A 26,592-nucleotide genomic window follows, 5' to 3' on the forward strand; every position below is an offset into this window, starting at 1 on the left:
AAGCCGCATGTCCCACTCACCCTTCTGCCGGGCCAAACGCGAGGCCCGGCTCCTAGCCCGCATGCCCAACGTGCCCCGCACAGTCGCCGGGGCGGTGGCGGCGGCCGTTATCGACGGCACTCTCCGGGGCCGGGGCGTCCCGGCCGCGTTGGAGCGCTTCCATGCCGCCCTCGCCGCCGCAGGCCGGACGCCCGAGACGGCCACGACCGCGGACTTCGCCGCCGCCGCGACGAGCCGCACCGGGCACCGCACCTTCATTGCAGCACTCGACCGGTTCGATCCTTCCGTGCCGCTCGCACCCGCCCGCGCGCTGACGCGCGAGTGGGACCGCTGGCTCAACGCCCGCTACAACGCGAAACCGAGGCAGGAGCGCCAATCGACTCGGATCGCGCTCATGCCCGAGGACTGGCCCGAGGCTTGGCGGAAGGCCCTGCCGCTGCTCGACCGCACCGTCCGGCGCGGCGAGACGGTCTATCGGCCGCTCAAGGGGAAGACCCGGGCCGCGGTGATCGCCGCGGTCGGCACCTGCGCGGTGGCCCGAACATGGGCAGCGGAGCGTGGCATCGAGATCGGCGAGGCATTCTCGGAAGATCTCGCGGAAGTGCTGCTGCGCTTCACGCTCGTCGAGCGGGCCATCTCGCCCCGTTCAGCCGCCGACTACGTCGAGCGCATAGAGGGGTTCGGCTACCGGGCCCGTCTCTTCGACCGCCCTGCTGCCGAGGCCTTCGCCGCGATCCGGGGACAGCTGCGCGCCGAAGCCGCGGAGGTCACACCGGGCAAGCGGACGAAGATCCGAACGTTCGCAAGGAGCTTCGACCTGGCGGACATCCTCCATGCAGCCGTTCGCCACGCCGAGGCGGCGATGAAGTGCCGTGGCGACAGCGCCCAAGCCGAGCGACAGCGCCGCAAGGCGGTGGTCTTTGCGCTCTTGGTGAACGGCTCGGATCGGCAGGGCGACCTGTCCCGCTTCCGCATCGGCCGCGAGATCCGGCGCACCGACGAGGGCGACTGGGAACTCGACTTCCGCCAGGCCAAGACCCGACGGAAGAAGGAGATCGGCGCCCTCTGGCCGTTCACCGGTCGTCTGCTCGATGCGCATGTGCTCGGCGATCGGCCTGCCTGGCAGATCGCCGACCGCGTCGCCGAACTCGACGGCATGAACCTTCTCAGCCTCGCCCCCGAGAGCTTCGACACCTACCACCCCACCGCACTGCTGAAAGAGGAGTTCGGCATCTCTGGTCATTTGGTCCGGACGCTAATTACGAACCTCCTTCGGACCGAGGAACCCGACGCCGCCTGGGCCGCACAGGCCCTGCTCGGCCACTCGCACCGGTTCTCACAGCGAGCCTATCAGACCGACTTCAGGGTCTCCGCGTCGGTGAAGGCCTGGCAAACCTCGATCGAGAAAATCGCGAGACGAGTGTCATGAAAGCATGAAGCCCCGGGCCACTGGGGCATCCGCATCGGTCGCGCGCGCCGGTTGACGCGCGACCGATGCCGGACGCCCCACAGGGCCCACAGGACGTGCGTCGATCCTCAACTCCAGGAGAGACCCATGATCCACACCGCCCCCACCATGACCGCCAAGACCCAGACGACCGACCGCGTTTCGTGGCCGGAGGAAGTCGCCGCAGGCGACATCATCTCGTTCCGTTTTCCCACCGACGATGACACCGGTGGCGTTCGACCGAAGGCGCGCCCGTGTCTCGTGCTCGCCGTTGCCATTGTCGACGGTCGGCGCTGGATGTTGGTCGCATATGGCACGACCGTGCTCAAGAAGGCCCGTAACGGCCGGGGGATCCTCGTCAACGCCGGCGAAGCCGCCGCCGCTGGGCTCGACCGGGCGACCGGCTTCCGCGGCGACCGCATTTTGACCATCACTACCAGCGATCCGGCGCTCGCGGTGAGCCCAGTCTTCAGGACCCCGATCATTGGGCGCTTAACCGGCAGGTCGCTGAAACGGATGCAGATGGTGCAGGCACACCTTCAAGCCGCCGCGGACATTTTGGCGGCCTGAGAAAGGGAAACGACGCGGCGGTCGCCCCGGGATCGCGCCTTCAGCGTGAAGCGCGATCCCGGCAGCACCACCGCAGATCATAGCCCCGAACACAATGAGGACCCAAGACATGGCACGAAATATAACCCTCAGCGCCCACATGATGGCGCTCATACGACGTGAGGCCGCGATCCAGCGTCGATCGCTAGCAGGACAGGCGCGGCATTGGATCAGAATCGGCCGTTCTGTCGAAGAAACTGGCGTGCTCGACTACCGTCAAATCCGCGAACTCCTCCATACATTCGACGATAAGGATCAAGTGCGGGACCACGCAGACTCTGATCGGGAAGGTAAAGGAACGCGCTTCCCCATTTCCTCTGGCCGCGAGCCTCCAGGGTAATTCTTGCCGTCCTGCGGAGGCCCCAGAACCAAGCCAATCACTCGCACGGCCGGAGCGCGAGCCCAGCCGTTCTTGAAGCTGCACGGACCAGACCGCGCGGCAGGACAGGAGTCCTTCGTCATGTTCCATTCCAGAATATTTCCAGTCGCTCGGGTCGCGCTTGCAACCTACCTTCTCGACAACCTCGAGCCGATGCGTAACGCAGCGGAAGTGCTCGGCGGTCCCGAGGCCGCGAGGCGCGTCTCAGCTTTGACACATGAACTTTCGGAACCGGTGCCCCTGACCTCCCGGATCGGGCGGGCGCTCGAATGGCTCGAGGGCCTGCTGACGCTCGAACGCGTCCACGACTTCGACACCGTGGAGGCTGAGCGGTTCGCTCTGCTCGACCCCGATGATCCGGTGGTCGTGGAGATCTGCGCGCTCACCGATGGCTTCAACGATGCACTCATGGCCCTTCGTGTCGAAGCCCCCTCGATCTTCAGGACGCGCGCTAAAGCCGCCTGACGTCCCCGTGCCGCCCACCTACAGGCGGCGCGGTCTTGAGCGGCCGGCAATCCTGCCGGTCGATGCACGGAGTAGACCATGCGTATTTCCCAAGACGGATCCCTGCTCGAATCCAACGCTCTCGCAGCAATCGAAGCCGCCCGCGAGCTGGAGACCGTGATCACGGACAGCACCCTCGACCTCGGCCACGATGCGACCCGCATCCGAAGGATGCTCGAAGCGTTCCGCAGCGGGCACCTTTACCGCGACAACGAAGAAGCCGCACTCGAAACGCTTCGCGCGCGTGTGCTCGGCGTCCTGTCCCAGCGTGTGCCGGGCTACCGGCAAATCATGCTCAATCACTGCACCGACGATTTCTGGTTCGTTGACGAGGAGCTCGAAGGAATCCGCAAGGTTTGGGAAAGCCTTCGGCTGTTCAGGCGCTTTCGGCGGCGCGTCCTCGACGAGTTGGCGGCGGAGCGGCAGGTCGCTTCGCTGCGACGCAAACCGGTAGCCATCGCCGCAGAGTAAACCGTTAGATCAGGCCGGGCTTCCCCGGCCTGATCTTCAAGCGTTGAAGCTCGGACATCATAACAGCTCTTCCGAGAGGAGCCGCGCCCATTGAATAGGAGCAATCATAACTTAGCCGCCGTCGTCGAGTTCGTCGAAGCGTGCAACGGCTTCGGCTTGGCGTATACGAGCCAATGTTTCGTCAAAACTCTCATTGACTGCGCCTGGCGGAATGTGCCGACGGATGGCGTCAAAGTGCCTGCGGGCGGCAACCCGCGAAAACGCGCGCGTCAGGTGCAAGCGCACTGCCAAACTCTCAGGACTGTCGCAACCTTCACCAACCACGCGGCTGAGTGTCGACAGGACTAATGGGATGGGCGTCTCGTCGGCAGCCGCGCGCAAACGTGCCGCGAGCAAACGTCCAGGAATACCTGCCAAAAATGAAAGATCGGGGACGAGCCGCAATACGAAGTGACGGGCGTTCTTGCACTTTTCGAGATTTGCGCCAGCCCCGAGGAAGGCTCTCTCTATGTCACACAATGGCGAGCCAGACATCCAAATCGGCCAGAGTTGACGCAACCAAGAAAGCGCATACTCCCCACGCGCTCTATCGTCGGGTAGTCCTTTGTAATGATTTCCAAACATTTCCTCGAGGCTCTCAGGGCGCACCAGGCGGAGCAACAGTTCAGGTTGTCCATCAAGCCAATCGAGCAAGGCTCCGACCACCTCGGCCGAACTTCCAGAAAATGCCCCAGCGTCGAGCTGCTCAATGAGCGGTTGGAGTATTGCTATTGAGAGTCCTGTCGCGCTGGAGACCTGTTCAATCCAATGATCCGTCTCAGAAAGATCAGGAACAGCTCTCGCTGCCAGAGCAGAAGCAATCCTGGTATTGAGCCAGTCAGTATCTGCGGAGACTTGTGCTCGATAAGCGCCAAGGCTCCGTCTGAGAAGCGCCTCTGCTGGATCGACGTCGGCACCAGCGACCGCCAACGGAAGCTTGCTTAGAAGATAGGCGGAAGTGCCGGTCTGGGTGACGCCATCATGGATGCGGTCGAGCACAGCGTTAAGAGGATCATCGATTTCAAGGCATTGATCCGCTTGCTCGAATATTGCCTGTAGGTCCATCCAGTGGCCGCTTATCCGGTTGTTCTGGTCGTCAAAGTCGATGACTTTGCTCGGCACAAGTAGAACGAAGCCCTGTGCCCCCTCACCGGCCCGTCCCGCACGGCCAGCCGCATTAAGTAGCTCGTGCGCTTCGAGCTTCTTCATCCGGTCCGCCTGAGGATCGAATCGGCTGTCTCCCGAAATGATCACGACCTCGCTCGGCAGGTTCATGCCCTGGGCAAGTGTTGAGGTTGCAAATAGGACCTTGATACCGTCTGGGCGACGAAAGAGGCTTTCGTGGAGTTCGCGTTCTTCCCGCAGTAGCAGTGCGTGATGGCTGGCAGCGCCAGTTCGAAGAGTGCCGTCAGTCGCGAGAGTCATGTAGCAATAACGGGCTCCCCCCATCTCCTCTTCGGCGAGTGCCCGCAGGTTCTGCTCTTCCTCAGTGAGAGTGATCGCGCTGACGTCAACACGGCTAGGATACTTCTTTACGCAGCTTTCGCAGAAAATAGTGGTTTGCACGAATACAAGAGTTTTCATACCCGCGCTTGCCGAAGCGGCAGCTATTGCGGAGCTTGTTTCATTGCCATTGGGGGTCAGATACCATTGCCCCCCTTTGGTTCGCCCGCTCGACAGCGGTCTGGCATCTGCGAGCAACTGAAGCAAAGCGTAATCGCTGCGGCTGGTTGTCGACCAAGTCTGAAGCAAACTGAACAACCCATATGGCTGCGCACGCAATGCCTCTTTCACTGCGGCGGGTGGCCCGCTGTAATCTGGATAGTCAATGCGGGCTTGAGCGAGCTGGTTCCTGAGTGCCCTGATTTGTTCAGCAGGGTAGACTACGCAGCCTCGCACCTGCCGCGTCGGTTTCCAGGCCAAATCAAGCGTCAGGCATTTGCGACCAGTTAAATATGCAACCCATCCGGCGATCTCCTGCGTGTTCTTCATCATTGCGGAGAGCAACAGCAAGTCTGCGGTCGGCGCAACATGCGTCAGATTTAGGATGGCCAGCATAGAATCGAGACCACGTCGGCTCCGATCTCCTTCGCGTGGGTGCAGCAGATGGCATTCATCAAAGACGATCAGACCTAAACTCGTGAAAGCCTCGGGATCGACCGAGAGCAGCATCAGACAACGTTCGGGGGTTGTCACTGTAACTTCACCAAGCAGGACGGCTTCGCCGATACCAACTTCGTCATCGACGTCGGCATAGATGCTAAAGTCTCGAAAAATGCTCTGGAGGGACCGCTGTGTCTGCCCCACGAGGGCATGAGTGGGCGCCAGGAAAACAACCCGGTCTCCTCGCAAAAGCGCCGTCGCTATCTTGAGCTCAGCAAGCGTCGATTTTCCGCCCCCGGTCGGGAAGCTGATCGCCGAGGACACGCCTTGTTCGAGGTAGCCTTCTTCAATAGCTTCGCGATGGTTGCGCCACAGATAGGGCCGCTTCCGAGCCATTCGCCTAAGTATCTGCCACCACCCATTCTCATTGACCCCACCGGGTGTGGGAATGCGAGCAAGCGCAGTCCCAACAAGATCCCCTTCGAGTCCGAGCAGCAAGTTGGCAAGGTGCAATGGGCCCGGGTAGAGACTTAGCAGCGTCTCACCACCCACACCGGCACCATCGACAGTTTCAATGGAAAGTGCGCGCACTTGCTCAAAGAGCGCACTTGGAGGCGCAACACCTTCCGTCTCCGGCGGAGGGTCGACGGGCAGCCTGAGCCGCCGTGCCAAGCTGGTTACGCCGCGCAGTAGCAGAAGGCGGAGGGCATCGACGGCGCTGTCCTCCAAGTTGTCGCCCTCGACATCAATCGCCGGTTCCTCTGGATCGACAATATCTCCGAGCCGGCCCTGCGCAAGATTTCGGATCGCGAACAGCAATGCCTGCTCGATCGGGGTTGCTTCGGCAGAAGGCGCAATGCGCTTGGCCGCCTCGGCTGCATCCGCGTGCGCCTCCGCCAGAAGAAACAGTAGCGTAGCACAGACGTCAGCGCTTACTGCCGCAATGCCGACTTTACTGTCGGGAGCCTCGCCATACAGCGCAAGCGAGATGGCTTGGTGCGCAGTGGCTGCTACAAACGCCGCAGAGGCGCGGTTCTCGCGATCGGGCAGCAAAGCTGCATAAGCTTCGTGAGCGGCCGCTATGTGGCGAAGCTTGTTGACTGTGGCCACCAAAGATTCATCGCCTGCATCGGAAGATGCCCCTCGCAATCGGATGCGCGCAGAGACGATGTCGGCAAATGCTTCGGTCAACACCTTGGGCAACTCGTTAAGATCAAGGCCCTCCAAAGGAGGTGCAGCCCGGATTAGCGCTGCGGTAGTCGGATCAAACATTGGCGACCGCCTCGATCTTCTCGATCACTCGTTCAGCAAAGCCATTCATCCAGTCGCGCATTGCCGGTAGGTAAATCGTATCAGCGCGACGGCGTTCGACGGCACCAACCGCGGCGCCATCGAACCCGCTGAAAAGTCGCGCCCGAGCATTTTCGTTATTGTGCGTATCACCAATCGTGATGCTAACACGGTAGCGTCTGGCGTCCTTCCATATCGTGTTTGCGATCGCTGTGTCGATGTCGAACTCAGGAACCGCTGCCGCCCGCGCATCGAGCATACCGCTCACCTCTTGGCTAAGCTCGTTCAAGCGCTCGCCCCTTTCGAGCGCCGCAATACCAGGCCAGACGTCGTCACGGATGGTATCGCGGGGTCTGTCGGTAGCCTTGTCCTCGAAGATCACGACGGCGATGACTTCGGTGCCATCTTCATCGAGTTCGAGTTGCATTCCGTCAAACCCTTTTTCGGCTTTGCGGATATGCGGCATCCGGGTCAACGAAGCGGAAGGCCGCTGATGTGCAGCAATCCAGGAAATCGCTTGAAACATCCACCCGTCTCGATGCCATGGATCTTCACCATCAGCCAAGGTTAGTTGCCTGATGGCCGCTCTGGCTTGTTCGGCATTTGCGACGGGCCCCGGAACGCCTGCACCGCTCAAGATTTTTGCGACATGCCGATACTGACCGAGCACGATGCGCGCTACCCGTTCGGCGAGCACGTCTTCATCGTCAACAGCCCATGCCCAGCCGTGGCAAAGTTTTCGATGTTCTATTGGTATGATTGTCAGTGTCATTGTCGAGATATAAAGGAATGATGAAAAACAACCAGATAACCGAAACCATAAGACGAACGAAACGATAAGTCATGTAGCGAGCGCAAATCGATCGGGCGCTACAAAACTGTTTCTATCACCGCTGGGGGCCATCAAGGCGATGAGAAACGCCCGGCAGGCACACTGCAACGGATTGTTTCCAAATCGTCCCCTTCCAAAAGGCGACTATTCTGAGTATGCAAGTGTTTCAGATACTGGAGACCAGACATGTAAGCACCCAGCCCCTACCCATGAAACCAGCCGCGCTTACGCGGTGGTAGGGTATGGAGTGACATGTCGCCAGGACAAGCCGCCCGGGCCGCGGCCATCAAAACAGCCCGCTCCCCCAAGAACCCGCTGACATCGCTGCAGAGTAGGATCGACAGGATCCACCGGGCCAGGACACTGATCGCAAAGAAGATCAAGGACGGTGAACTCTGGCTGCTACCTCTGCTGAAACGGTTCAACGACGAACTCGCGACGCTTGAAGAAACCCAAGGTCTTCTGCTCCAAGCTGTCGAAATCGCTAATAACGACGCCGCCCCTCACCGGGCGGCGTGATACGTTCAGCCAGCGTCGAAGCCCTTCAAGCTTCTTCCCGCCATCGTGACAGAGACCGGAAACTCCTACGTCCGACGGTCCAAAAACGTAGGCAGAGCACAAAACCACCGGGCTCCGATCGTGGCTGGATGAAAGACGTGTGGCAGGTCAACTGCGATGCACCTCAAGACACTGAGAGGTCGGATCCTCTGGGCCGCCTTCATCATCGCTGGAGCGATCCTGCTGAACAAACTCTGAAGAGAGGTCAATCCAATCCGAAACAGAGCCACGGCGAGGGCCCTCCCCATTATCAACTGTGACCTGCCACGGTCTTTCATCCGGCGGCGACCGGAGCCCGGTTGGATGAAAGATCAGTGGCAGGTCACCAGCCCACCAATAAGCGATCGGCAACTGCCCTTCGACATGATCATAACACAGGCTGTTGCTACCGCGCACAGGCGGGCTGCGGCCCGGAACGGTTTTTTAGAATGTCCCGCTCCTCCATCACTCTCAGGAGCTCACGCTTGAGCCGTCGGATCTCGGCATCCTTCTCAGCGTCGCCGGATGACGCCTTCGCGAACTTCCTATTCCAGGAATAGAGAAAGTATTGGCTCACGCCCAAGCGCTCTGCCAGCTCCCTGACCGTCAGCGCGGATCAGTTCGGCGGCGTCCAGTTCCATGGAAACAATTCGTCAAGGCGGTTGATTTTATAATCACGGATGCGGTCGAGGATGTCGGCGAGCCAGGCTTGCGGATTGAGACCGCGCATCTTGGCCGTTTCGATGGTCTGCCGAAAATATCTCCGGCGCGCAAAGCGTTACGGGCAGGATGCTAACATCCGGCCCGCATATAGGAAAACGTTAAGCGTTCAAGTCAAGTTCTGCACTCTGGCACAGTTTAAGTGAACGGCTGGGCACGAGGGCGGCCCTGTTTTCCGGCGGTTGGCACCCGCGGTCAAACAAAACGGATGTCGCGCAATCAGGAGGCGCGGACAGTCACCGCAGGCGCGGTCTCCAATTGGTCGGCAACGCCGGTCCAGCGATCCGCGAACAGCCCATAGGCGGTTTTGATGTCGACACCGACGGGAAGCTCGGGGCATTCGTTCTCGCCGTTCGACCCCCAATTGACCCAGCCCGATTGCTTGCGCTGAACGATCTGGAAGGCGCCCGAAGGCTTCGACGTCCACCAGACCATCGCGCGACCCGTCTCTTCGTGGAATTCCACCGTCTTGTCGGCGGCGCCCGGGAAGATCGTCTCATGCGGCAGCGCAGACACGTCGACCGGCTCTTGCGCAATCTGCCATGGACGATCGGTGAAATCGGCCAGAACATGCGAGGAGGCACGCACCCGTGCGAGGCGCTCGCGGATTTCGTCGTCGGGCAGCACCTCTTCCCAGGCGCAGAACATGCGCCAGTAGAGATCCCAATGCGCAGCTTCGATGTCTTCCAGTTCATGACGGAATTCCACGAACTTTTCGCTCTGCGTCGTCGACGTGGCAAGTGTATCGCGCACCATGTCGATAAGCTCACCCGCATAAGGATCGCCCGCGCGGTAGGTCGTGCCTTGGTAGGCCGCGAAACGGTCGAACACCAACGCGCCCTGCCCGCCTTCGAATTCGTCGCCGACGGTGATCTTATTGTCTACCGAGCGGCCGTTGATCACGGTGCGGAACGGATCGACCTGATAGCGGCGCTGGAAATAGGGTGTGTTGTGGGTGAATACCCAGTCGATGGTGAAGGTCTTGCCCTTCAATTCGTCCAAAAGCCCGTCGGGGATCGTGCCGTGCATCCGATAGTGGTGCATGACCGGGCCGGACTCAACGGTTTCGATCTCGACGGTCGTGTGTTCCGGCGGGTTGATCAGGCCGTTCTCCGGCGTGAAGAACGGGCCGTAAAAGCCGCCGATCGCATTGTTGCCCGAAGGCAGAAGCTCGAACCCGTCCGCCTTGGCGCGGAAGTGGCGCAGACCCCATTTCGACGCGCCGGTGCCCTGTGCGGTGCCCGAACACATCTCAAGATCGAAGGCGCCGGTGTCGAGACGCACGAAGCAATCCTGTTCCTGCCCGTCGAGCGCGGTGATCCCTTGGGGTGCGTCGTCGCAGACCTCGGTGATGCGAAGCGTCACGGCGCCGGTGAAGCTGACCGTGGCGACATAGGCCGTGTGACCATCGCTCGAGCGGCTCGCCACACGCTGACACAGCACGCGCGCGCCCGTTTCGGTTTCGGCCCACAGAAGTGCGGCCTCGACATGGCCCGGGATCTGGAACGTCACCGGCTCATGGTCCCGCGCATCGGGCAGCGCGTCGGTGATATCGACCTCGAACCCGCACGGATCGGTCGTCTGAGCCGCTACCTGCGTGGTGGTGTTGGCTACGTTCATTTTTTCCTCCAAGCGGTAAATAGCTGCGGCCGTTGTTTCAGGCTGTCGATGGACACCGCGAAGATGATCACGGCCCCTTTGATGAGTAGCTGGGTGAAGAACGGGACGTTCAGAAGGATCAGACCGGTGGTCAGCACCCCGAGGATCACACTGCCGATCAGCGTGCCGATGATCCGGCCACGCCCCCCAGCCAGCGCGGTGCCACCCAGAACGACGGCGGCGATGGCGTCGAGTTCATAGCCCTCGCCCGCGGTGGGCTGTGCCGAGATGACCCGCGCCGCGAAGATCAGCCCCGCGAGACCGGCACAGGCTCCTGCGATGACATAGACCATGGTCTGGATGCGGTTGACTTTGACCCCGGCCAGAGCCGCCGCTTTGGCGTTCCCGCCGACCGCGTAGACGTGGCGGCCGAAACGCGTCCGTTCAAGCAGATACCACGCGAGCACATAGACCACGATCATCACGTAGACCGGGATCGGGATGCCAAGGAAATACCCGCTCCCCAAGGCTTTGAAGCTGAGGGCCGAATCGACGATGGGCCGACCTTCTGTTAGGGTGTAGGCCAGACCGCGCAGAAACGTCATGGTCCCGAGCGTCACGATGAAGGGTGCGAGCGCCAAGTAGGCGGACAATGCCCCGTTGACGAGGCCACAGATCGCGCCTGTCCCGACCCCGACAAGGATCGCCAAGGGGGCCGGGATACCCGCGATGGCCGCAAGGACCGCGACAACGCCGGAGACGGCCACGGTCGAGCCCACCGACAGGTCGATGCCCCCGGTCAGAATGACGAAGGTCATCCCCGCCGCGAGGATGGCGTTGATCGAGATGGCCCGCAGAATGTTCAACAGGTTATCGACCCGCGTGAAGTTCGGCGCGAAGATCGCCATAAAGATGACAAGCCCGGCCAGCACCATCAGGATGCCGACGCGGTCCCACCATTTTGCAAAGTCGAAGGGCGGCTTGCCCGTCGCGGCTCCGGCCCCGGATTGTGTGTTCGTGTTGTCACTCATGGCTGCACCTCCTCTGCGGCGGCGGTCGTGTCTGAGGCGCTGTTTGTCGCGGCGCCGGTTGCGTGCAGCATGACGATCTCTTCGGTCGCCTGCTGCGATGGCATTTCATGGACGATCTGGCCCGCGCGCATCACGAGCAGGCGGTCACCGATCCCGATGGCTTCGGGAAGGTCGGAAGAGATCACGAGGATAGCCTTACCTTCGCGGGCCAGCCCGTCGATCAGATCGTAAATTTCTCTCTTGGCGCCGATGTCGACACCGCGCGTCGGCTCGTCGAAGATCAGCAGATCGCAATCGCGCATCAGCCAGCGCGCGACGGCGGCTTTCTGTTGGTTGCCGCCAGACAGCGCTTCGACCGGAAGGTCGACGGCGTTCTGCCTGAGATGAAGCGCCGCCATACGGTCGAGCACTTCTTTGCGCCGCTCGGTGCGGTGAATGCGGCCCAGGGTGGAAAGCCGGTCGAGGCTGGAGATCGCGATGTTGTCGAGGACGGAGTGTTCGAGGAACAACCCCTCTTCCTTGCGGTTTTCCGGCACCATGCCGATCCCATCCGCGATCGCCGCCGACGGATCGCCCGGGGCGCTGACCTTGCCGGAAATCCTGACCACGCCAGCCGCACGTCGATCCGCGCCAAAGATCATGCGCGCCATTTCGGTGCGGCCCGAGCCGATCAGCCCGGCCATGCAAACGACTTCGCCCGCGCCCACGGTCAGGTCCACGGGGCCGACGCCGTTGCCTTCGAGCCCTTCGACCTCGAGCACCGGAGCGCCGGGCGTGCGCGATTCGTGGTGGTAAAGGTCTTCGATATCGCGCCCGACCATCATCGAGACGACCTTGGCCTCGGTCAGCTCAGAAGCAGGCCCGGTGCCGACATGGCCTCCGTCGCGCAGAACGGAGATGCGGTCGGCCAGTTGCCAGACCTCTTCCATGCGGTGCGAGATATAGACAAGCCCCACACCGACCCGGCGCATGTGGTCGATCAGGGCATACAATTCTTGGCTTTCGCGCCGCGAGAGCGCCGCCGTGGGTTCGTCGAGAACCAAGATCCGCGCATTCTCGCTGACGGCGCGGGCGATCTCGACCATCTGCTGCATACCGACACTGAGAGAGCCGAGCGGACGGGTCGGATCGACGTCCGCATGAATGCGTGCCAGCTTTTCACGCGCCTCGCGCAACATACGTTTGCGGTCGAGCATGCCGAACCGGCCACGCGGCTCTTTCCCGAGGGCGAGGTTCTCGGCCACGCTCATGTAAGGCACGGTATTGAGTTCCTGGTGGATGATCGCGATCCCGTTCGCCGAAGCCTCGGCGGGCGAGCGGATGTCGACCTCTTTGCCGTCGATCAGTATGCGCCCGGCGTCCGCTGCGACATTCCCGGCGAGCACTTTCATCAACGTGGATTTCCCGGCCCCGTTCTCGCCCATGAGCGCGTGCACTTCGCCCGCGCGCAGGTCCAGCGACACGCCATCGAGCGCCAGCGTTCCGCCGTAGCGCTTGGTTATATCTTCGAGCTTCAGGAGGGGCGCGGTCATGCAAAGGCTCCTTTCGAAAGGGTCGACGCGGGCAAGACGGGCCCGCCCGCGTCACTGAACCGATTTTACCAGCCGGGGTATTCGGCCACGGTTTCGCGGGTCACGAGAACCGACTCGATCAGGATGGTGTCATCTTCCGGGGCGTTGCCCGCGACCATCTCCTGTGCGATCCGAACCGCTTCTTCGACCATCTTGCCGGGGTTCTGCGTCGCTGTCCCGATGAAGGGCGATCCTTCACGCTTCAGCTCGGCCACGCCTTCGGGGCTGCCGTCGACACCGGTCACGATGATCTGGTCGGTCTTGCCAGCCTGCTCGACCGCAAGCACGGCACCGAGCGCCGAGGGGTCGTTCATGCCGAAGATGCCGGTCACGTCCGGGTTCGCCGTCAGCATGTCGGTCGTCACCATAAGACCCGAGGCCCGGTCGTTCATCGAGGATTGCTGCCCGACGATTTCGATGTCCGGGAAGTCGGCAGCGACGGTCTTGCAGCCGTCGATCCGGTCGATGATGGTCTGGATCGGCGTGCCGTCGACCAAGAGCACCTGACCTTCACCGCCCATCTGTTCGAACAGGTAGGTGCAGGATTTCATACCGGCCTGCACGGCGTCGGTCATGATGACCGCGTCCGCGCCATTGGCGGGCGTGTCGACCGCGATCACGATTATCCCTGCGTCTTTCGCCTTGATGATCGCCGGCTCGATGCCGCCACCATCGACAGCGGAGATCACGATCAGGTCGACGCCCTGCTGAATGAACGCGTCGATCTGGTTGTATTGAGCCGAGAGGTCGAGCTGTGCGTCCTGAACGTTCAGGTCAGCGCCGATTTCTTCGGCGGCGCGACGGGCACCTCTGTCCATGGCCGAGAAGAACGGGTTGGACATGTCTTGCACCATGAGCCCGATCTTTTCGATCTTGTCAGGCATGGTCTGAGCGATCGCGGTGGTTGCCATGAGGCCGCATGTTGCGAGTGCACCGACGAAGCCGGCGCCGCGGAAAACGTTGAAAGTCATAAAGTCTCCTCCGATTGTCATCCAGCTTGGGTGGTGGGGTTCAGGTCGCTGGAGGCCTGTCCCGGTCGGTTATTGCCGCGTTACGCCTTGGGGTCTGGCGGTGTGGCGCATCCGCAGGACCGACGCACGATCAGCCCGACGGGAACCTGTTGTTTCAGATCTTCGCGGTAGTTCGGCGCGGCGGGCATGCTGGACGAGCCATCTGCGATCTGTTCGCCAATGATCTTCACCAGGGTCTGCGCCGCGCGCGTTCCGATCTCTTCCGACCGCTCATCGAGCACCGTGATCGGCGGTTCGATGAAGGGCGCCCATGCAAAATCGTCATAGCTGACCACGGCGATATCGCCCGGGGCCTGTAGGTCCCGTTCGCGCAAGCAGTTGAGGATACCCAGGAGCAGCGGGTTGTTGCCCGCGATCAGAACGTCGGGCCGCGTGCCGCGCGCCTCCAGCGCCTGATCAAGCGTCTCTTTCGCCGACTGTGCATTGTTCGCGCTTTCGACCACCTCGATACTGGCGCCCGCGCGGCGCGCCGCTTCGAGCAACCCGGCCTCGCGGTCTTTGCGGCTGGACCAAATACCCGGGTAAACGAGGAACAGCCAATCTTGATGACCGAGCTCGGCCAGATGGGCGCCGACCTTCAGGCTCGCATCGTAGTTGTCGGTGGTGACGCTCGGCAGATACTCCATACCTTCGGGCGGCGAACTGTCGACGAAGACCACCGGAATGTCCCACTTGGCCAGCCGTTCGATGCTTGCGGGCTTCAGCGTCAGGGTCGTGATGACCCCGGCCATCCGCGCTTCGAGCAGGCGCTGAACGGTGCGATCTTCGAGATCGGCGTCATAGGCGCCGTTGATCGTGATATCCATCAATACGACAGATTGGTTCGCGTCCTGCACCACGCGCTGAATGCCGTTCATCATGTCGACGTAATAGGCATTGGCGGTGCCGGCGGTGATCACCGCGACTGACGAGCGCGCCGCGCCACGGAGCTCCTGCGCTGCGAGGTTGGCAACATAGCCGAGCTCTCGTGCGACCGCCAAAACATGGGTCCGGCTTTTCTCGGACACGCCTTTTCCGTCGTTCAGAGCCTTCGACACCGTATAGGTTGAAACCCCTGCCGCAGTGGCAATATCGCGTAAAGTGACTTTGGGCGGCACGCTCAGCTCCTCCAACCTAAACGTTTAGTGTTGATGGGAAAACTAAACGTTTAGCATTCGAGCTGTCAACTCCGACGTTTTCCAATAATTCCTTGGTGTTGTTCAGCAGGGCATGAATTGTTACCGATTTAATTGGGGGAGAAACGAAGAGTCGCGACGGCAGATTCGGCTGACCAGATCACCGATTTTCGTTCAGCAATGGCTTCGACAAAGCACAGGCGCGATAACCGGGCTGGACGCACGTCCGCACCATCTGAACTCGCCCTCAGGTATGAGGGCTACCGTGTCTTTGGTGTGAAAAACATCTCAAATTTAGTCTGAAGAAAAGCCCCAGAAAATCTGAATCCGCCTCGCCCTCTGCAAACTTCATCCACATTCTTGGAGCGTAATCGACGAGTAAGCATCATGAGATTTTCGCAACATAGCATTGAGCGGGCGGCACATCGTGGCATGGGTGCGCCTGGTGCCCCGACAATTCAGCACAGGCGGCCGCACCATTCTCGGCAGGATGACCAAACGCGGCAGTCGCTATTTGAGGATGTTGTTTGTGCAGGCGACGAAAGTGATCATGATGCGCCCGCACCGATGGTCTGACTTCAGCTTTGGCCCATGGCTGACCGAGGCGGTCGCCCGTATGCCGCGAAACACGGCGGCCACCGCGCTTGCCAACAAACTCGCTCGAACCGCCTGGAGCCTTCTGCGGCACGGCACCCGGTTCGACGGTAAGGCTCCGGGGAGGACCGTCTTTCGGATTTGAGGCTGGCGGCGTAGGTCCGGAGCTATGTCCGACCATAGATACAGACCCGAAATTGAGATCCTTTCTGTCACCGATACCGGGCGCCGTCGGCGTTGGATGGATGAAGAGAAGGTGCGCATCGTTGAAGAAAGCTTTGGCGGTAGAGGGCGTGTCGCCGAGACAGCCCGGCGTCATGATATTGACCGCACTCTGCTGGTGCGCTGGCGTCGCCAATACCGCGAAGGCAGGCTGACGAGCGGCGATGCACGACCGCAGTTCACACCGTTGGCCATCGCCGCTCCTGAGGAAGCGGAGGATCAAGGCGGACCGTTTGCACCGGTTCCGACGCCAGAGACAGCCGAGGTCCTGATGGCAGATATTACCCTCGCGAATGGCCGTCGCCTGTCTGTGGCAGCCACGATTGACCCGATGGTGCTGGCGCGCCTCGTGCAAGCCCTGGATCCGTCATGATCGCGTTCCCGGCGGGGGTGCGCGTCTGGATCGCGGGCGGAGTGACAGACATGCGGCGCGGTATGAACACCTTGGCGTTGACGGTGCAGCAGGGTCTGGGGCGCGATCCCCATGCTGGCGAGATCTTCTGCTTTCGCGGGCGCAAGGGCGACCTGGTCAAGCTTCTCTGGCACGACGGGGTGGGCATGTCGCTCTATACCAAGCGGCTGGAGGCGGGGAAGTTCATCTGGCCGACCAGTGGAAGCGGCGAGGCGGTGCAGATCTCCGCGGCCCAGCTCGGTTATCTTCTGGAGGGGATCGACTGGCGCAATCCACGCTGGACCCAACGCCCTGCAAAGGCGGGATAAATTGGCCTCATCGACCTTATTTGCATGGGCTTTCCGATGCCGGCATGGTAGGTCTTGGTCATGTCGAACAACGCTTCCGAGATTGCCAGATTGCGCGCCGCGCTCGCGGCCTCCGAGGCCCGTGCCGAGGCCGCCGAGAGCGAGCTGGCGCAGACCCGGGCGGTGGTCTCGACCTCCGAGGCGATGATCAAGCATCTCCGGCTCGAGATCGCCAAGCTCCGACGCGAGCAATACGGCCACAGCTCGGAACGCCGCGCCCGACTGATCGACCAGATGGAATTGCAGCTCGAGGAACTCGAAGCCGCGGCCACCGAAGACGAGATTGCCGCCGAGAAGCTGGCGAAGACCACGATCGTCGCGGGGCTCAAACGTCGCCGCCCGGCGCGCAAGCCTTTCCCGGAGCATCTGCCGCGCGAGCGCGTGGTGATCGCGGCGCCCACGGCCTGTTCCTGCTGCGGCTCGGATCGCATCGTGAAGATGGGGGAAGGCGTCACCGAGACGTTGGAGGTGATCCCGCGGCAGTGGAAGGTGATCCAGACCGTCCGCGAGAAGTTCACCTGCCGGACCTGCGAGAAGATCAGCCAACCGCCGGCGCCCTTCCACGCCACGCCGCGCGGATGGGCTGGCCCGAACCTGCTGGCGACGATCCTCTTTGAGAAGTTTGGACAGCATCAGCCGCTCAATCGCCAGGCCGAACGCTATGCCCGGGAAGGCGTCGATCTCAGCCTGTCGACCCTCGCCGACCAGGTTGGCGCCTGCGCCGCCGCGCTGAAGCCGATCCATGCGTTGATCGGTGCCCATGTTCTGGATGGCGACCGCTTGCATGGCGACGATACGACAGTGCCGCTGTTGGCGAAGGGCGGGACAAAAACCGCCCGGCTCTGGACCTATGTCAGGGATGACCGACCCTTCGGCGGCGGGGCTCCACCTGCCGCGCTGTTCCAGTTCTCCCGCGACCGAGGAATGACCAACCCGAACCGGCATCTCGCCGGATGGCAGGGTGTCCTGCAAGCCGATGCCTATGGGGGCTACAACGACCTCTACCGCGCCGACCGTGACCCGGGGCCGGTCGAGTCTGCGCTATGCTGGAGCCACGCCCGGCGCAAGTTCTTCGAGCTCGCCGACATCAAGGGGAACGCCCGGAAGGGCAAGCCGGCCCATGATATCTCCCCCGTCGCGCTGGAGGCCGTGGCCCGTATCGACGCGATCTTCGACATCGAGCGCGGAATCAACGGGCTGACGGCTGCAAAACGGCAGGCGGCCAGGCACCAGCTGTCCCGGCCTCTGGTCGAGGAGCTTCATGACTGGCTGCGTGCCGAGCGCGACCGGCTGTCGAAGCACAACCCGGTCGCCAAGGCGATCGACTACATGTTCAAGGCGGAGCGCTGGCCAGCCTTTACCGGGTTCCTCGAGGACGGCAGGATCTGCCTGACGAACAATGCCGCGGAGCGGGCGCTGCGCGGCATCGCCCTTGGCCGCAAGTCCTGGCTCTTCGCTGGCTCCGAGCGCGGCGGGGACCGCGCCGCCTTCATGTATTCCCTGATCGTCACCGCCAAGATGAACGATGTCGACCCTCAGGCCTGGCTCGCCGATGTCCTCGTCCGGTTGCCTGGCACGACCGCCTCCCGGGTGCCGGATCTGTTGCCCTGGAACTGGGCCCGGGCTGAGCAAAGGATAGCCGCATGACCCTGATCGCCCGCCTGCGGATCATCCTGAACGACGTCGATCCGCAGCCGATGCGCCATATCGAGGTGCCGCTGAAGATCAGGCTCGACCGGCTGCATGCGGTCATACAGGCTGCCATGGGCTGGACAGATACCCACCTCTACGAGTTCCGCGCCGGTGATGCCGGTTGGGGCGTGCCCGACCGGGACGGGTTCTACGACGGCCCCATGGACGCGAAGAAGACGACGTTGGAAAAGGTGCTCGAGGACACCGGCGCCAGGACGATCCAGTATATCTATGACTTCGGCGATGACTGGGACCACAGCATCCGTATCGAGCGGGTCTACGAGGCCATCCCCGGCATGATCTACCCACGGCTTCTCAAGGCGACCGGTGCCTGTCCACCCGAGGACGTCGGCGGTGCCTGGGGCTACGAGGAGTTCCTCGAAGCCCTCGCCGATCCCGATCACGAGCAACACGAGGACATGCTCCACTGGTCCGGTGGGGACTTCGACGCCGAAGATGCCAGGATCGACAGCATCCTTGAACGCTTCAACCGGCTTGCCAAGAAATGGGCCCCGCGGGCTCGCAAACCCAAAGCCCCCAAGGGCACGACCTGAGAATTGCGCCCATGTGCGGTCCACGGCGGATGGTTACGTTCGACGCGCCAAAAGACGCGACCATGGAAGCGATCTGACGCCTTCCAAGGTCACCAAGGAGTTCGCGACAGAGATAAAAGCATGGAACGGAGAATATACGCCCCCAGAGTCTGACGGCCCAAGTGGTCATCACGGACCTTGCGGCTAATGAAACCACGGCGCGTGCGTAACCCCATCAATGCCACGGCCCGCGAGCCGATCAACAGGCCGGATACATATGAGCGATTTCCGAAATCGTGCTTTTTCTCGATTGCGAACAGCAGCCGACACATACATATGGGCCGAGCGCGTCGATACGGCTGGGTAGATCACTATCGTTGATGCAGAAAAGAGAACAGAAGGGCGCACACAGGCAACTGAACACTCCCTTCGATTCGGGAACTCTGCACCAGAAAGAATCGAGGAGCCGCGAATGTCATTTAGGCATGGGGCGTTACTCCAGGTGCGAAGGAACCGGCAAAACGACAAGACTGGCAAGCCGGAGCTTCTCTTCCAGACGCAGCTCGTCCCCATAAACCTCCCGATCTCGGATCGCCCTGACGCTGTGGCCCATCATCTCGCCACGGTCTTCCTGGCTGATGCCCGCCTTCTTTAGGCGGCTTTCCCAAGTGTGCCGTAAGCCGCCGATTGTATGTTCGGGTGTAGGTAATAACTTTCGGCTCCGGAGCCTACCGTTGACGTTGGCAGAATATCCACTTTTCCCGCGATATCGCGGGAAACCATCAGGGTGCCGTCGGGCCGCCGCTAACGCCACTCCAACCAGCGGCACCAAGCGACCGGAGGGAGCGTTCTTGATCTCTCGCCGGTATTCGCCAACTTCGAAACCAATTCGAAAATGAGGGATTGGGTGGTCGAGAACGATGGCCCCTGGAGGCAAGTCATAGATCTCAGACTGTCGACAACCGGTCTCAATGGAAATGAGCAAGATGTCCCGCGCTTCGGCATTGATACCGTCCAAGGCACCCGGCGCGAACCAGCGCTCGGTGATCCAGTTCACGGGGATCTCCAGCTTCCTGCTTTCCTTTCTATGCCGGTCCTTCAGGGACACACGATGATATGGCTCTGGCGGATCCGGCTGAGCGATGTTCTCATAGTAGCGCCGGAGCATGCCGGCCATGTTTGCGAAGTCCTTGTTCGCACTCTCGATAGAAAGGTTTTCAGCGGCGATCTTTCGCTGCCACCAAGCCTTATGCTTGAGAGCGGCTGCATGGTCGATCTCGGAAATAAAGACGTCCTTGCCGCCAATTGCAGCCTTCAGGTTGGCGGCCGCACGTTTCAGAGGATTGCGCCAAAGACGCATCTGGTTCTCGCTCTTAAAGCGATTTTCGTGGGCCGCTACGCGCTCGACCTCGTCGACAAGAGCCGAAAGACGCAGAGCGGGATCCTCGACCGCGCCCAGAAGCGCTTTGACAGTTTCCGGCGCCGAATCCGCACTGGCTGCCTCCACTCGATCCAATACTTCGTCCAGCGGATCGCTGACAATCGTGCTAAGCGGCCGATACTGGAAACCTCGTGCCTGAGCGACCTTCTGGGCGGCACGGTATGCAGCCGCCTCGTCGGGGCGCTGCTTGATGGCAATCATTTGATCAAGTTCGGTGAGGATCTGCGCCTTGACAGCGGGTAGAAGTTCCCGCGCCCGACGTTCACTATCAGTCTCCAAGCTTCTGTGTATCTCTTTTCGCCCAGCGACCTCGAGATACCGCTTCGGGACCCTCATCCGCAGATGCCACGTCTGCCCGCGCTTAATCAGCCCTGCCATAAATCGTCCTCAGTATGTCGCAATCATTTTGCTCAAGAATGTCCGAAGTGCTCGCTACACAACATGCTACACATTCGATGTCACCTCTGGGGGTCGATAATGGCAAAATGTCCATACAAATATGGCTTTTTTTGCACACTCGTCTTCCCCGTCGAATCCCTTCGTCTCCGCCATCACACATTCCAGTTATGCCTGCCGGGTTTCGGCCAGGCGATTGGTCGGCCCAAATTCCGCGAGAGCGGCAGAGCCACGACCGGTCTTGGGGCGTTGGCAGCCCTCATAACCACACCCGAGATCGACGTGGGCGAACCGCGGTCCCGCTTCGTTTCCCTCACCTTTGCATTTCAATGGCATAGCTCCCCCGGCGCGTCTGATCGCGGTCCTTGACCAACGCCGGCCTTGAAGACCCGAGCCCAAGCAAAGAACTGCCTGCGCACCGAACGACATTCGGCCCGGCGATCTGCTCGCCGGGCCGAATGCCATTTCGCGAAGCCCCGCCCGAACCGGCGGGCCTCCTCAGCCCCGAAGGTCTTCGGGCAACAGCGCCTCGGGGATGTTCTGATAGCAGACCGGGCGCAGGAAGCGTCTGATCGAGAGCGTGCCGACGCTGGTTGCGCCGAAATTGGTCGATGCCGGATACGGCCCGCCATGCACCATCGCGTCGCAGACTTCGACACCGGTGGGGAAGCCGTTCGCCAGCACCCGGCCCGCCTTGCGCTCGAGCACCGGCAGCAGGCGGCGTGCGAGATCGGCGTCGGCGTCATCCATCTGCAAGGTCGCGGTCAGCTGGCCCTCGAAGCTGCGTGCGACTTTCACCATTTCGTCGGCATCCTTGACGGTCACGATCAGGCCGAGCGGGCCGAACACCTCCTCGGAGAGAGCCGCGTTCTCCAGCCAGTCGGCGGCGGAGACGCGGAACAGGTAGGGCTTCGCCTCGCGCCGGTCGCAGACCTGGGTCAGCAGCTCCTGCACGCCGCCGGCTTCCTGCATCCGCGTCGCGCCCTTGCGATAGGCTTCGGCGATGCCGTCGGTCAGCATGACCTGCGCGCCGCTCGCCTCGAGGGCGGCCAGCGCGGATTTGACGAAGGCTTCACCCGCGTCGCCCTCCATCACCACCGCGATGCCGGGATTGGTGCAGAACTGGCCCGCGCCCATGGTGAGCGAGGCTGCCCAGCCGACGCCCAGATCCTCGCCGCGCGCCGAAGTCGCTTCGGGCAGCAGGAACATCGGGTTGACCGAGCCCAGCTCGCCGAAGAACGGGATCGGCTCGGGACGCTGGGCGCACAGATCGTAGAGCGCCTTGCCGCCCGCCAGCGATCCGGTGAAGCCCACGGCCTTGATCCGCGGGTGCTGCACCAGCGCCTGCCCCACATCATGCGAGCCACCCTGGACGAGGCTGAACACGCCCTTGGGCATGTTGCATTTCTCGGCCGCGGCCTTGATCGCTTCGGCCACGATCTCGCCGGTGCCGGGATGCGCCGGATGGCCCTTCACGACGACCGGGCAGCCCGCCGCGAGCGCCGCGGCTGTGTCGCCGCCTGCGGTCGAGAAGGCCAGCGGGAAGTTCGACGCGCCGAAGACCGCGACGGGGCCGATTGGACGCTGGATCATCCGCAGATCGGGGCGCGGCAGCGGCTGGCGGTCGGGGAGTGCTTCATCGTGACGCCTGTCGAGGTAATCGCCCTTTCGGATATGATCGGCAAAGAGGCGCAACTGGCCAACGGTTCGGCCGCGCTCGCCGTTCAGGCGCGCCTCGGGCAGACCGCTTTCCTGCGTCCCGATCTCGGTGATCGCCTCGCCGCGGGCGTCAATCTCGTCGGCGATGGTGTCGAGGAATGTCGCCCGTGTCTCGCGGCTCGAATAGCCATAGTCCCAGAACGCCTCCTCCGCCGCCTCGCAGGCAGCATTCACCATCTCGACCGTACCCATGCAGAACTCATGCGACGGCCCTTCGACAGGCTCCGATGTGAATTTCGGCTCGGTCTCGATCCAGTCGCCTGCGATCAGATGCTTGCCATGCGGGGTATAGGTCATTTCGGTATCCTTCAGAATTCGAAGTCTTCAACAGCGGTGCGGCGGCCCAGCAGGAACGCATCGGCCACATGCACCATCGGCGCAAGATCCACATCGGATGCGCCTTGCCGCACCAGCCCTGCCATGCGGGCGTAGAGCGCGGGGTATTCTTCCATGATGCTCTCGGCACCCTCGGCTTTCGTACCGCCGATCTCAAGCACATTGCCGCCCAAACGCAGCGCCATCGCCCCGGCATCGGTGTCGATCTCGATATCCCAGGTCTGCGGGCCTTCCTGACGCCAGTCGAAATCCGCCTCGATGGAGCCGGTGAAGCTCAGCCGCGCGGCGATGGGGGCCTGCCGGTTGGCGGGAAATTCCAGCTCTGCCGCCGTAAGGTGAACCGGCGCGGGAAGAATTTCGGTCAGGATCGAGAGTGCGTTGATGCCCGGATCGAAGACGCCCATGCCACCGGGCTCGAACACCCATTCCTGCCCGGGATGCCATTTGCGCACGTCCTCGCGCCAGATGATCCGGCCCGAGTGAACCTTGCGATCCGCGAGCCATGATTTGGCGGCCGCCACCGCATGGGCCATGCGCGAATGCCATGTCGCGAACAGCGTGAGGCCCCGCGCGGCGGCCATCGCCTCGAGCGTATGCACCTCGGCCAGGGTCGCGCCGGGCGGCTTTTCGAGCATGACGTGCCGCCCGGCCTCAAGGGCTGCGCGCGCCGCGAGGAAGCGCGGCACGGGCGGCAGGCAGAGGCTCACAACTTCGATTTCGGGATGGGAGGAGAGCATCTCCTCGATCCGGGTGTAGGCTGGCACCCCCTCGACCGTGCCATGCCGCGAAACCGTCGCTGCCAGTTCCCAATCCGGGCTGGCGGAGATGGCGGGCACGTGTTGATCCAAGGCGATCTTGCCGATGCCGACGAGCGCGAGTTTCATCAGTGACTGTCCTTTCCGACCGGGTTGCCGCGGCAGCCGACGAGGAAATCGAGGTCCGCCCCGGTATCCGCGCCCATCACATGCGCCTGATGCAGCCAGGCATAGCCACCTTCCGGCCGCTCATGGCTCGGCTGCCACTTGGCAAGCCGCTCGGCCAGTTCCGCGTCCGAGATTTCGAGCGTCAGGCTGCGGTTCGGCACGTCGAGCGCGATCATGTCGCCGTTCTGCACGACCGCCAGCGGACCACCGGCGGCGGCCTCGGGCGAGGTGTGCAGCACGACCGTGCCGTAAGCCGTCCCCGACATCCGCGCATCCGAGATCCGCACCATGTCGGTGATGCCCTTCTTCAGCACTTTCGGCGGCAGGCCCATATTGCCCACCTCCGACATGCCGGGATAGCCCTTGGGGCCGCAATTCTTCAGCACCATCACGCAGGTCTCGTCGATATCGAGCGCGTCGTCGTTGATCTTCGCCTTGTAGTCATCGATATCCTCGAAGACGACGGCGCGCCCACGGTGGGTCAGAAGATGCGGGCTCGCGGCGGAGGGTTTGAGCACAGCCCCTTTCGGCGCGAGATTGCCGCGCAGCACCGCGATGCCGCCCTGATCGGTCAGCGGCTTGTCGGCGGGCAGGATCACGTCCTCGTTCCAGTTCACGACGTCCTTGACCTCGTCCCAGATCGCCCCGCCCGACACGGTCAGCGCGTCCTTGTGCAGCTGCCCTGCCTCGCCGAGACGCTTCAGTACGACCGGCAGACCGCCCGCGTAGAAGAATTCCTCCATCAGGTATTTGCCCGATGGCATCAGGTTCACGATGGTCTTCACATCGCGCCCGCAGCGGTCCCAGTCGTCGAGCGTGACATCGACGCCGACCCGGCCCGCCAGCGCCAGCAGATGCACCACCGCATTGGTCGAGCCCCCGATCGCGCCATTGGTGCGGATCGCGTTCTCGAAGGCCTGCTTGGTCATGATGTCAGAGGGCTTCAGATCGTCCTTCACCATCTGCACGATGCGCCGCCCCGAAAGCTGCGCCATCACGCGGCGGCGGCTATCCACCGCCGGGATCGCGGCATTGCCCGACAGCGCCATGCCGAGCGCTTCGGCCATGCTCGCCATCGTGCTTGCCGTGCCCATCGTGTTGCAGGTGCCCGAGGAGCGCGACATCGAGGCTTCGGCTTCGAGGAACTCTTCCTGCGTCATCTCGCCCGCTTTCACGGCTTCGGAGAATTTCCACAGATGCGTGCCCGAGCCCACGCGCTCGCCCCGGAAATAACCGTTTAGCATCGGACCGCCAGTGACGACGATGGACGGGATATCGCAGCTCGCCGCCGCCATCATCAGCGATGGCGTGGTCTTGTCGCAGCCCACCAGCAGCACCGCCCCGTCCATCGGCTGGCCACGGATGGTCTCTTCGATCGCGAGGGCCGCGAGATTGCGAAACATCATCGCGGTCGGGCGGAAGGTGTTCTCGGAGGCCGAGAAGACCGGCACTTCGACCGGGAAGCCACCGGCCTCCCAGATGCCCGCCTTTACCTTCTCGGCCAGCTCGCGCAGGTGGCCGTTACAGGGCGTCAGATCGGACCATGTGTTCAGGATGCCGATGATCGGGCGACCGTCGAACAGGTCATGCGGATAGCCTTGGTTCTTCATCCAGCCGCGGTGGTAGATCGTGTCGCGCGTATTGCCGCCATACCATTCCTGCGAGCGCAGTTTGCGGGGCCAGGGGGCGGGGGTGAAAGCCATGTCGGACCTCAGAGGCTGGCGACGGCCACGGGGGCCGACGCGTCGGAATTGCGGGCAAGCGGATTGCGGAGCGCGAGACCGAACTGTGGGCATTCGATCTCGAAGACGTCCCCCGGCTCGGCGCTGATCCCGTCGGCGAAGCTGAGCGTGGCGGTGCCGAAGAAATGCACATGCACATCGCCCGGATCGCGGAAGGGCGCGTATTTGAAGTGGTGATGCTCGAGATTGGCTATCGTGTGGGACATGTTCGCCTCGCCCGAGAGGAATGGCTTTTCCCAGACCGTCTTTCCATCGCGCAGGATGCGGCTGGTGCCCTCGACGCTTTCGGGCAGATCGCCCACCAGCATCTCGGGACCGAAGCTCGCCGGGCGCAGCTTGGAATGGGCGAGCCACAGGTAGTTCCCGCGCTCGGTGACGTGGTCGGAGAACTCGTTGCCCAGCGCGAAGCCCACGCGGACCGGCTGTCCGTCGGGCGCGATGACGTAGAGCCCCGCGACCTCCGGTTCCTCGCCACCATCGAGCGCGAAGTTCGGCGAGGTCAGCGCAGCGCCCGGCGCGACAGCGGCCAGACCGTTGCCCTTGTAGAACCACTCGGGCTGCACACCCACGGAGCCAGCGGCGGGCTTGCCGCCCTCCAGCCCCATGCGGAACATCTTCATGCTGTCGGTCATCTCGTCGGTGACCTTGGTGTGCATCGCGTCGCGAGTGGAGGCGGAGCCCAGATGGGTCAGCCCCGTCCCCGTCAGATGCAGATGCGCGGCATCGGGATGATCGAGCGGCACCAGCATGCGCCCCTCGGCATAGGCGGCCTCCAGGTCCACCTCGTCCCCCTGCCCGCGCGCGGCGATCTCGGCAGCCAGATCATGTCCGGCGGCGATGGCGGCCAGTGCCAGATCGCGCGTGGTGGAGACACCCGGCACCAGATGCGCGGGGCCGTCTTCACGCGCGGCCACGGCGCGCGATCCGTCGGCAAGGGTCAATTGCGAGAGCAACATC

22 protein-coding genes and 3 pseudogenes are annotated in these 26,592 nt (G+C 62.5%); 11 read left to right on the forward strand and 14 right to left on the reverse strand.

Going from position 1 to position 26,592, the window contains the following annotated elements; all coding sequences use genetic code 11:
* The first annotated feature begins 7 nt into the window (after window positions 1-7).
* From DEM26_RS07655 to DEM26_RS07675, 5 genes are all read left to right on the forward strand, one after another.
* Entirely contained in the window at window positions 8-1,429 is a 1,422-nt protein-coding gene (locus DEM26_RS07655) for a hypothetical protein (RefSeq protein WP_146194443.1), read from the forward strand.
* A gap of 126 nt (window positions 1,430-1,555) precedes the next feature.
* On the forward strand, window positions 1,556-2,017 hold the full coding sequence (locus tag DEM26_RS07660) for a hypothetical protein (protein WP_109172077.1): 462 nt from the start codon (window positions 1,556-1,558) through the stop codon (window positions 2,015-2,017).
* A 109-nt stretch (window positions 2,018-2,126) separates the two neighbouring features.
* Complete coding sequence (locus DEM26_RS20875; RefSeq protein ID WP_158275096.1) at window positions 2,127-2,396, forward strand: TA system antitoxin ParD family protein; 270 nt, start codon at window positions 2,127-2,129, stop codon at window positions 2,394-2,396.
* A gap of 120 nt (window positions 2,397-2,516) precedes the next feature.
* On the forward strand, window positions 2,517-2,900 hold the full coding sequence (locus tag DEM26_RS07670) for a hypothetical protein (protein ID WP_109172079.1): 384 nt from the start codon (window positions 2,517-2,519) through the stop codon (window positions 2,898-2,900).
* Window positions 2,901-2,978: 78 nt separating this feature from the next.
* On the forward strand, window positions 2,979-3,410 hold the full coding sequence (locus DEM26_RS07675; RefSeq protein ID WP_109172080.1) for a hypothetical protein: 432 nt from the start codon (window positions 2,979-2,981) through the stop codon (window positions 3,408-3,410).
* A 111-nt stretch (window positions 3,411-3,521) separates the two neighbouring features.
* Here the strand turns inward: DEM26_RS07675 and DEM26_RS07680 are convergent, their stop codons facing one another.
* Window positions 3,522-6,824, reverse strand: a complete 3,303-nt coding sequence (locus DEM26_RS07680; RefSeq protein WP_109172081.1) for a DEAD/DEAH box helicase — start codon at window positions 6,822-6,824, stop codon at window positions 3,522-3,524.
* Window positions 6,817-7,614, reverse strand: a complete 798-nt coding sequence (locus tag DEM26_RS07685; protein WP_109172082.1) for a hypothetical protein — start codon at window positions 7,612-7,614, stop codon at window positions 6,817-6,819. The genes DEM26_RS07680 and DEM26_RS07685 overlap by 8 nt, the downstream gene beginning before the upstream one ends.
* Before the next feature lie 312 nt (window positions 7,615-7,926).
* Here DEM26_RS07685 and DEM26_RS07690 point away from each other — a divergent pair, with 312 nt between their 5' ends.
* Window positions 7,927-8,193, forward strand: a complete 267-nt coding sequence (locus DEM26_RS07690; protein WP_109172083.1) for a hypothetical protein — start codon at window positions 7,927-7,929, stop codon at window positions 8,191-8,193.
* Between the two features lie 451 nt (window positions 8,194-8,644).
* Here the strand turns inward: DEM26_RS07690 and DEM26_RS07695 are convergent.
* The 7 genes and pseudogenes from DEM26_RS07695 to DEM26_RS07725 all read right to left on the reverse strand — a co-directional run.
* Window positions 8,645-8,815 (reverse strand): annotated as a pseudogene (locus DEM26_RS07695) (transposase); the annotation flags it as partial.
* Between the two features lie 12 nt (window positions 8,816-8,827).
* Window positions 8,828-8,956 (reverse strand): annotated as a pseudogene (locus tag DEM26_RS07700) (transposase domain-containing protein); the annotation flags it as partial.
* 194 nt (window positions 8,957-9,150) lie between these two features.
* Window positions 9,151-10,551, reverse strand: a complete 1,401-nt coding sequence (locus DEM26_RS07705; protein ID WP_109172084.1) for a hypothetical protein — start codon at window positions 10,549-10,551, stop codon at window positions 9,151-9,153.
* Window positions 10,548-11,561 (reverse strand): ABC transporter permease subunit, encoded by a 1,014-nt coding sequence (locus DEM26_RS07710; protein WP_109172085.1) that lies wholly within the window; start codon window positions 11,559-11,561, stop codon window positions 10,548-10,550. Before DEM26_RS07710 ends, DEM26_RS07705 begins: the two co-directional genes overlap by 4 nt.
* On the reverse strand, window positions 11,558-13,093 hold the full coding sequence (locus DEM26_RS07715; RefSeq protein ID WP_109172086.1) for a sugar ABC transporter ATP-binding protein: 1,536 nt from the start codon (window positions 13,091-13,093) through the stop codon (window positions 11,558-11,560). The genes DEM26_RS07710 and DEM26_RS07715 overlap by 4 nt, the downstream gene beginning before the upstream one ends.
* Before the next feature lie 65 nt (window positions 13,094-13,158).
* Complete coding sequence (locus tag DEM26_RS07720; protein WP_109172087.1) at window positions 13,159-14,103, reverse strand: ABC transporter substrate-binding protein; 945 nt, start codon at window positions 14,101-14,103, stop codon at window positions 13,159-13,161.
* 80 nt (window positions 14,104-14,183) lie between these two features.
* On the reverse strand, window positions 14,184-15,260 hold the full coding sequence (locus DEM26_RS07725; RefSeq protein ID WP_109172088.1) for a LacI family DNA-binding transcriptional regulator: 1,077 nt from the start codon (window positions 15,258-15,260) through the stop codon (window positions 14,184-14,186).
* Between the two features lie 433 nt (window positions 15,261-15,693).
* Between DEM26_RS07725 and DEM26_RS07730 the strand changes: the two are divergent.
* The 5 genes and pseudogenes from DEM26_RS07730 to DEM26_RS07750 form a co-directional block, all read left to right on the forward strand.
* Window positions 15,694-16,017: pseudogene (locus DEM26_RS07730) on the forward strand (transposase); the annotation flags it as partial.
* 24 nt (window positions 16,018-16,041) lie between these two features.
* Window positions 16,042-16,467, forward strand: a complete 426-nt coding sequence (gene tnpA, locus DEM26_RS07735) for an IS66-like element accessory protein TnpA (RefSeq protein ID WP_109172089.1) — start codon at window positions 16,042-16,044, stop codon at window positions 16,465-16,467.
* A complete protein-coding gene (tnpB, locus tag DEM26_RS07740; protein WP_009803441.1) occupies window positions 16,464-16,814 on the forward strand; it encodes an IS66 family insertion sequence element accessory protein TnpB in 351 nt (116 codons plus the stop codon). Before tnpA ends, tnpB begins: the two co-directional genes overlap by 4 nt.
* Before the next feature lie 60 nt (window positions 16,815-16,874).
* Window positions 16,875-18,500 carry an IS66 family transposase gene (gene tnpC, locus DEM26_RS07745; protein ID WP_109172090.1) on the forward strand — a complete coding sequence of 542 codons (1,626 nt, stop codon included), beginning with the start codon at window positions 16,875-16,877 and terminating at the stop codon, window positions 18,498-18,500.
* A complete protein-coding gene (locus DEM26_RS07750; RefSeq protein ID WP_109172091.1) occupies window positions 18,497-19,099 on the forward strand; it encodes a plasmid pRiA4b ORF-3 family protein in 603 nt (200 codons plus the stop codon). The genes tnpC and DEM26_RS07750 overlap by 4 nt, the downstream gene beginning before the upstream one ends.
* Before the next feature lie 472 nt (window positions 19,100-19,571).
* Here DEM26_RS07750 and DEM26_RS07755 read toward each other — a convergent pair whose 3' ends face one another.
* From DEM26_RS07755 to araD1, 5 genes are all read right to left on the reverse strand, one after another.
* A complete protein-coding gene (locus DEM26_RS07755; protein WP_109172092.1) occupies window positions 19,572-20,897 on the reverse strand; it encodes a DUF6538 domain-containing protein in 1,326 nt (441 codons plus the stop codon).
* Window positions 20,898-21,413: 516 nt separating this feature from the next.
* Window positions 21,414-22,931, reverse strand: coding sequence for an aldehyde dehydrogenase (NADP(+)) (locus DEM26_RS07760; protein WP_109172093.1), 1,518 nt, complete (start codon window positions 22,929-22,931; stop codon window positions 21,414-21,416).
* 11 nt (window positions 22,932-22,942) lie between these two features.
* A complete protein-coding gene (locus DEM26_RS07765; RefSeq protein ID WP_088718400.1) occupies window positions 22,943-23,854 on the reverse strand; it encodes a Gfo/Idh/MocA family protein in 912 nt (303 codons plus the stop codon).
* A complete protein-coding gene (araD, locus tag DEM26_RS07770) occupies window positions 23,854-25,596 on the reverse strand; it encodes an L-arabinonate dehydratase (protein WP_075777071.1) in 1,743 nt (580 codons plus the stop codon). The genes DEM26_RS07765 and araD overlap by 1 nt, the downstream gene beginning before the upstream one ends.
* Window positions 25,597-25,604: 8 nt before the next feature.
* Entirely contained in the window at window positions 25,605-26,591 is a 987-nt protein-coding gene (araD1, locus tag DEM26_RS07775) for an AraD1 family protein (RefSeq protein ID WP_109172094.1), read from the reverse strand.
* Between the last annotated feature and the right edge of the window lies 1 nt (window position 26,592).

Source organism: Thioclava sp. NG1, from assembly GCF_003122275.1.
Classification (GTDB): Bacteria; Pseudomonadota; Alphaproteobacteria; order Rhodobacterales; family Rhodobacteraceae; genus Thioclava; species Thioclava nitratireducens.

Coding starts and splice junctions, on each gene's coding strand:
- DEM26_RS20875 (WP_158275096.1), top strand. CDS start 2,127: ATGGCACGAAATATAACCCTCAGCGCCCACATGATGGCGCTCATACGA.
- DEM26_RS07750 (WP_109172091.1), top strand. CDS start 18,497: ATGACCCTGATCGCCCGCCTGCGGATCATCCTGAACGACGTCGATCCG.
- DEM26_RS07715 (WP_109172086.1), bottom strand. CDS start 13,093: ATGACCGCGCCCCTCCTGAAGCTCGAAGATATAACCAAGCGCTACGGC.
- tnpA (WP_109172089.1), top strand. CDS start 16,042: ATGTCCGACCATAGATACAGACCCGAAATTGAGATCCTTTCTGTCACC.
- DEM26_RS07670 (WP_109172079.1), top strand. CDS start 2,517: ATGTTCCATTCCAGAATATTTCCAGTCGCTCGGGTCGCGCTTGCAACC.
- DEM26_RS07680 (WP_109172081.1), bottom strand. CDS start 6,824: ATGTTTGATCCGACTACCGCAGCGCTAATCCGGGCTGCACCTCCTTTG.
- DEM26_RS07755 (WP_109172092.1), bottom strand. CDS start 20,897: ATGGCAGGGCTGATTAAGCGCGGGCAGACGTGGCATCTGCGGATGAGG.
- DEM26_RS07710 (WP_109172085.1), bottom strand. CDS start 11,561: ATGAGTGACAACACGAACACACAATCCGGGGCCGGAGCCGCGACGGGC.
- DEM26_RS07685 (WP_109172082.1), bottom strand. CDS start 7,614: ATGACACTGACAATCATACCAATAGAACATCGAAAACTTTGCCACGGC.
- DEM26_RS07765 (WP_088718400.1), bottom strand. CDS start 23,854: ATGAAACTCGCGCTCGTCGGCATCGGCAAGATCGCCTTGGATCAACAC.
- DEM26_RS07690 (WP_109172083.1), top strand. CDS start 7,927: ATGTCGCCAGGACAAGCCGCCCGGGCCGCGGCCATCAAAACAGCCCGC.
- araD1 (WP_109172094.1), bottom strand. CDS start 26,591: ATGTTGCTCTCGCAATTGACCCTTGCCGACGGATCGCGCGCCGTGGCC.
- araD (WP_075777071.1), bottom strand. CDS start 25,596: ATGGCTTTCACCCCCGCCCCCTGGCCCCGCAAACTGCGCTCGCAGGAA.
- DEM26_RS07760 (WP_109172093.1), bottom strand. CDS start 22,931: ATGACCTATACCCCGCATGGCAAGCATCTGATCGCAGGCGACTGGATC.
- DEM26_RS07660 (WP_109172077.1), top strand. CDS start 1,556: ATGATCCACACCGCCCCCACCATGACCGCCAAGACCCAGACGACCGAC.
- DEM26_RS07675 (WP_109172080.1), top strand. CDS start 2,979: ATGCGTATTTCCCAAGACGGATCCCTGCTCGAATCCAACGCTCTCGCA.
- tnpC (WP_109172090.1), top strand. CDS start 16,875: ATGTCGAACAACGCTTCCGAGATTGCCAGATTGCGCGCCGCGCTCGCG.
- DEM26_RS07705 (WP_109172084.1), bottom strand. CDS start 10,551: ATGAACGTAGCCAACACCACCACGCAGGTAGCGGCTCAGACGACCGAT.
- DEM26_RS07720 (WP_109172087.1), bottom strand. CDS start 14,103: ATGACTTTCAACGTTTTCCGCGGCGCCGGCTTCGTCGGTGCACTCGCA.
- tnpB (WP_009803441.1), top strand. CDS start 16,464: ATGATCGCGTTCCCGGCGGGGGTGCGCGTCTGGATCGCGGGCGGAGTG.
- DEM26_RS07655 (WP_146194443.1), top strand. CDS start 8: ATGTCCCACTCACCCTTCTGCCGGGCCAAACGCGAGGCCCGGCTCCTA.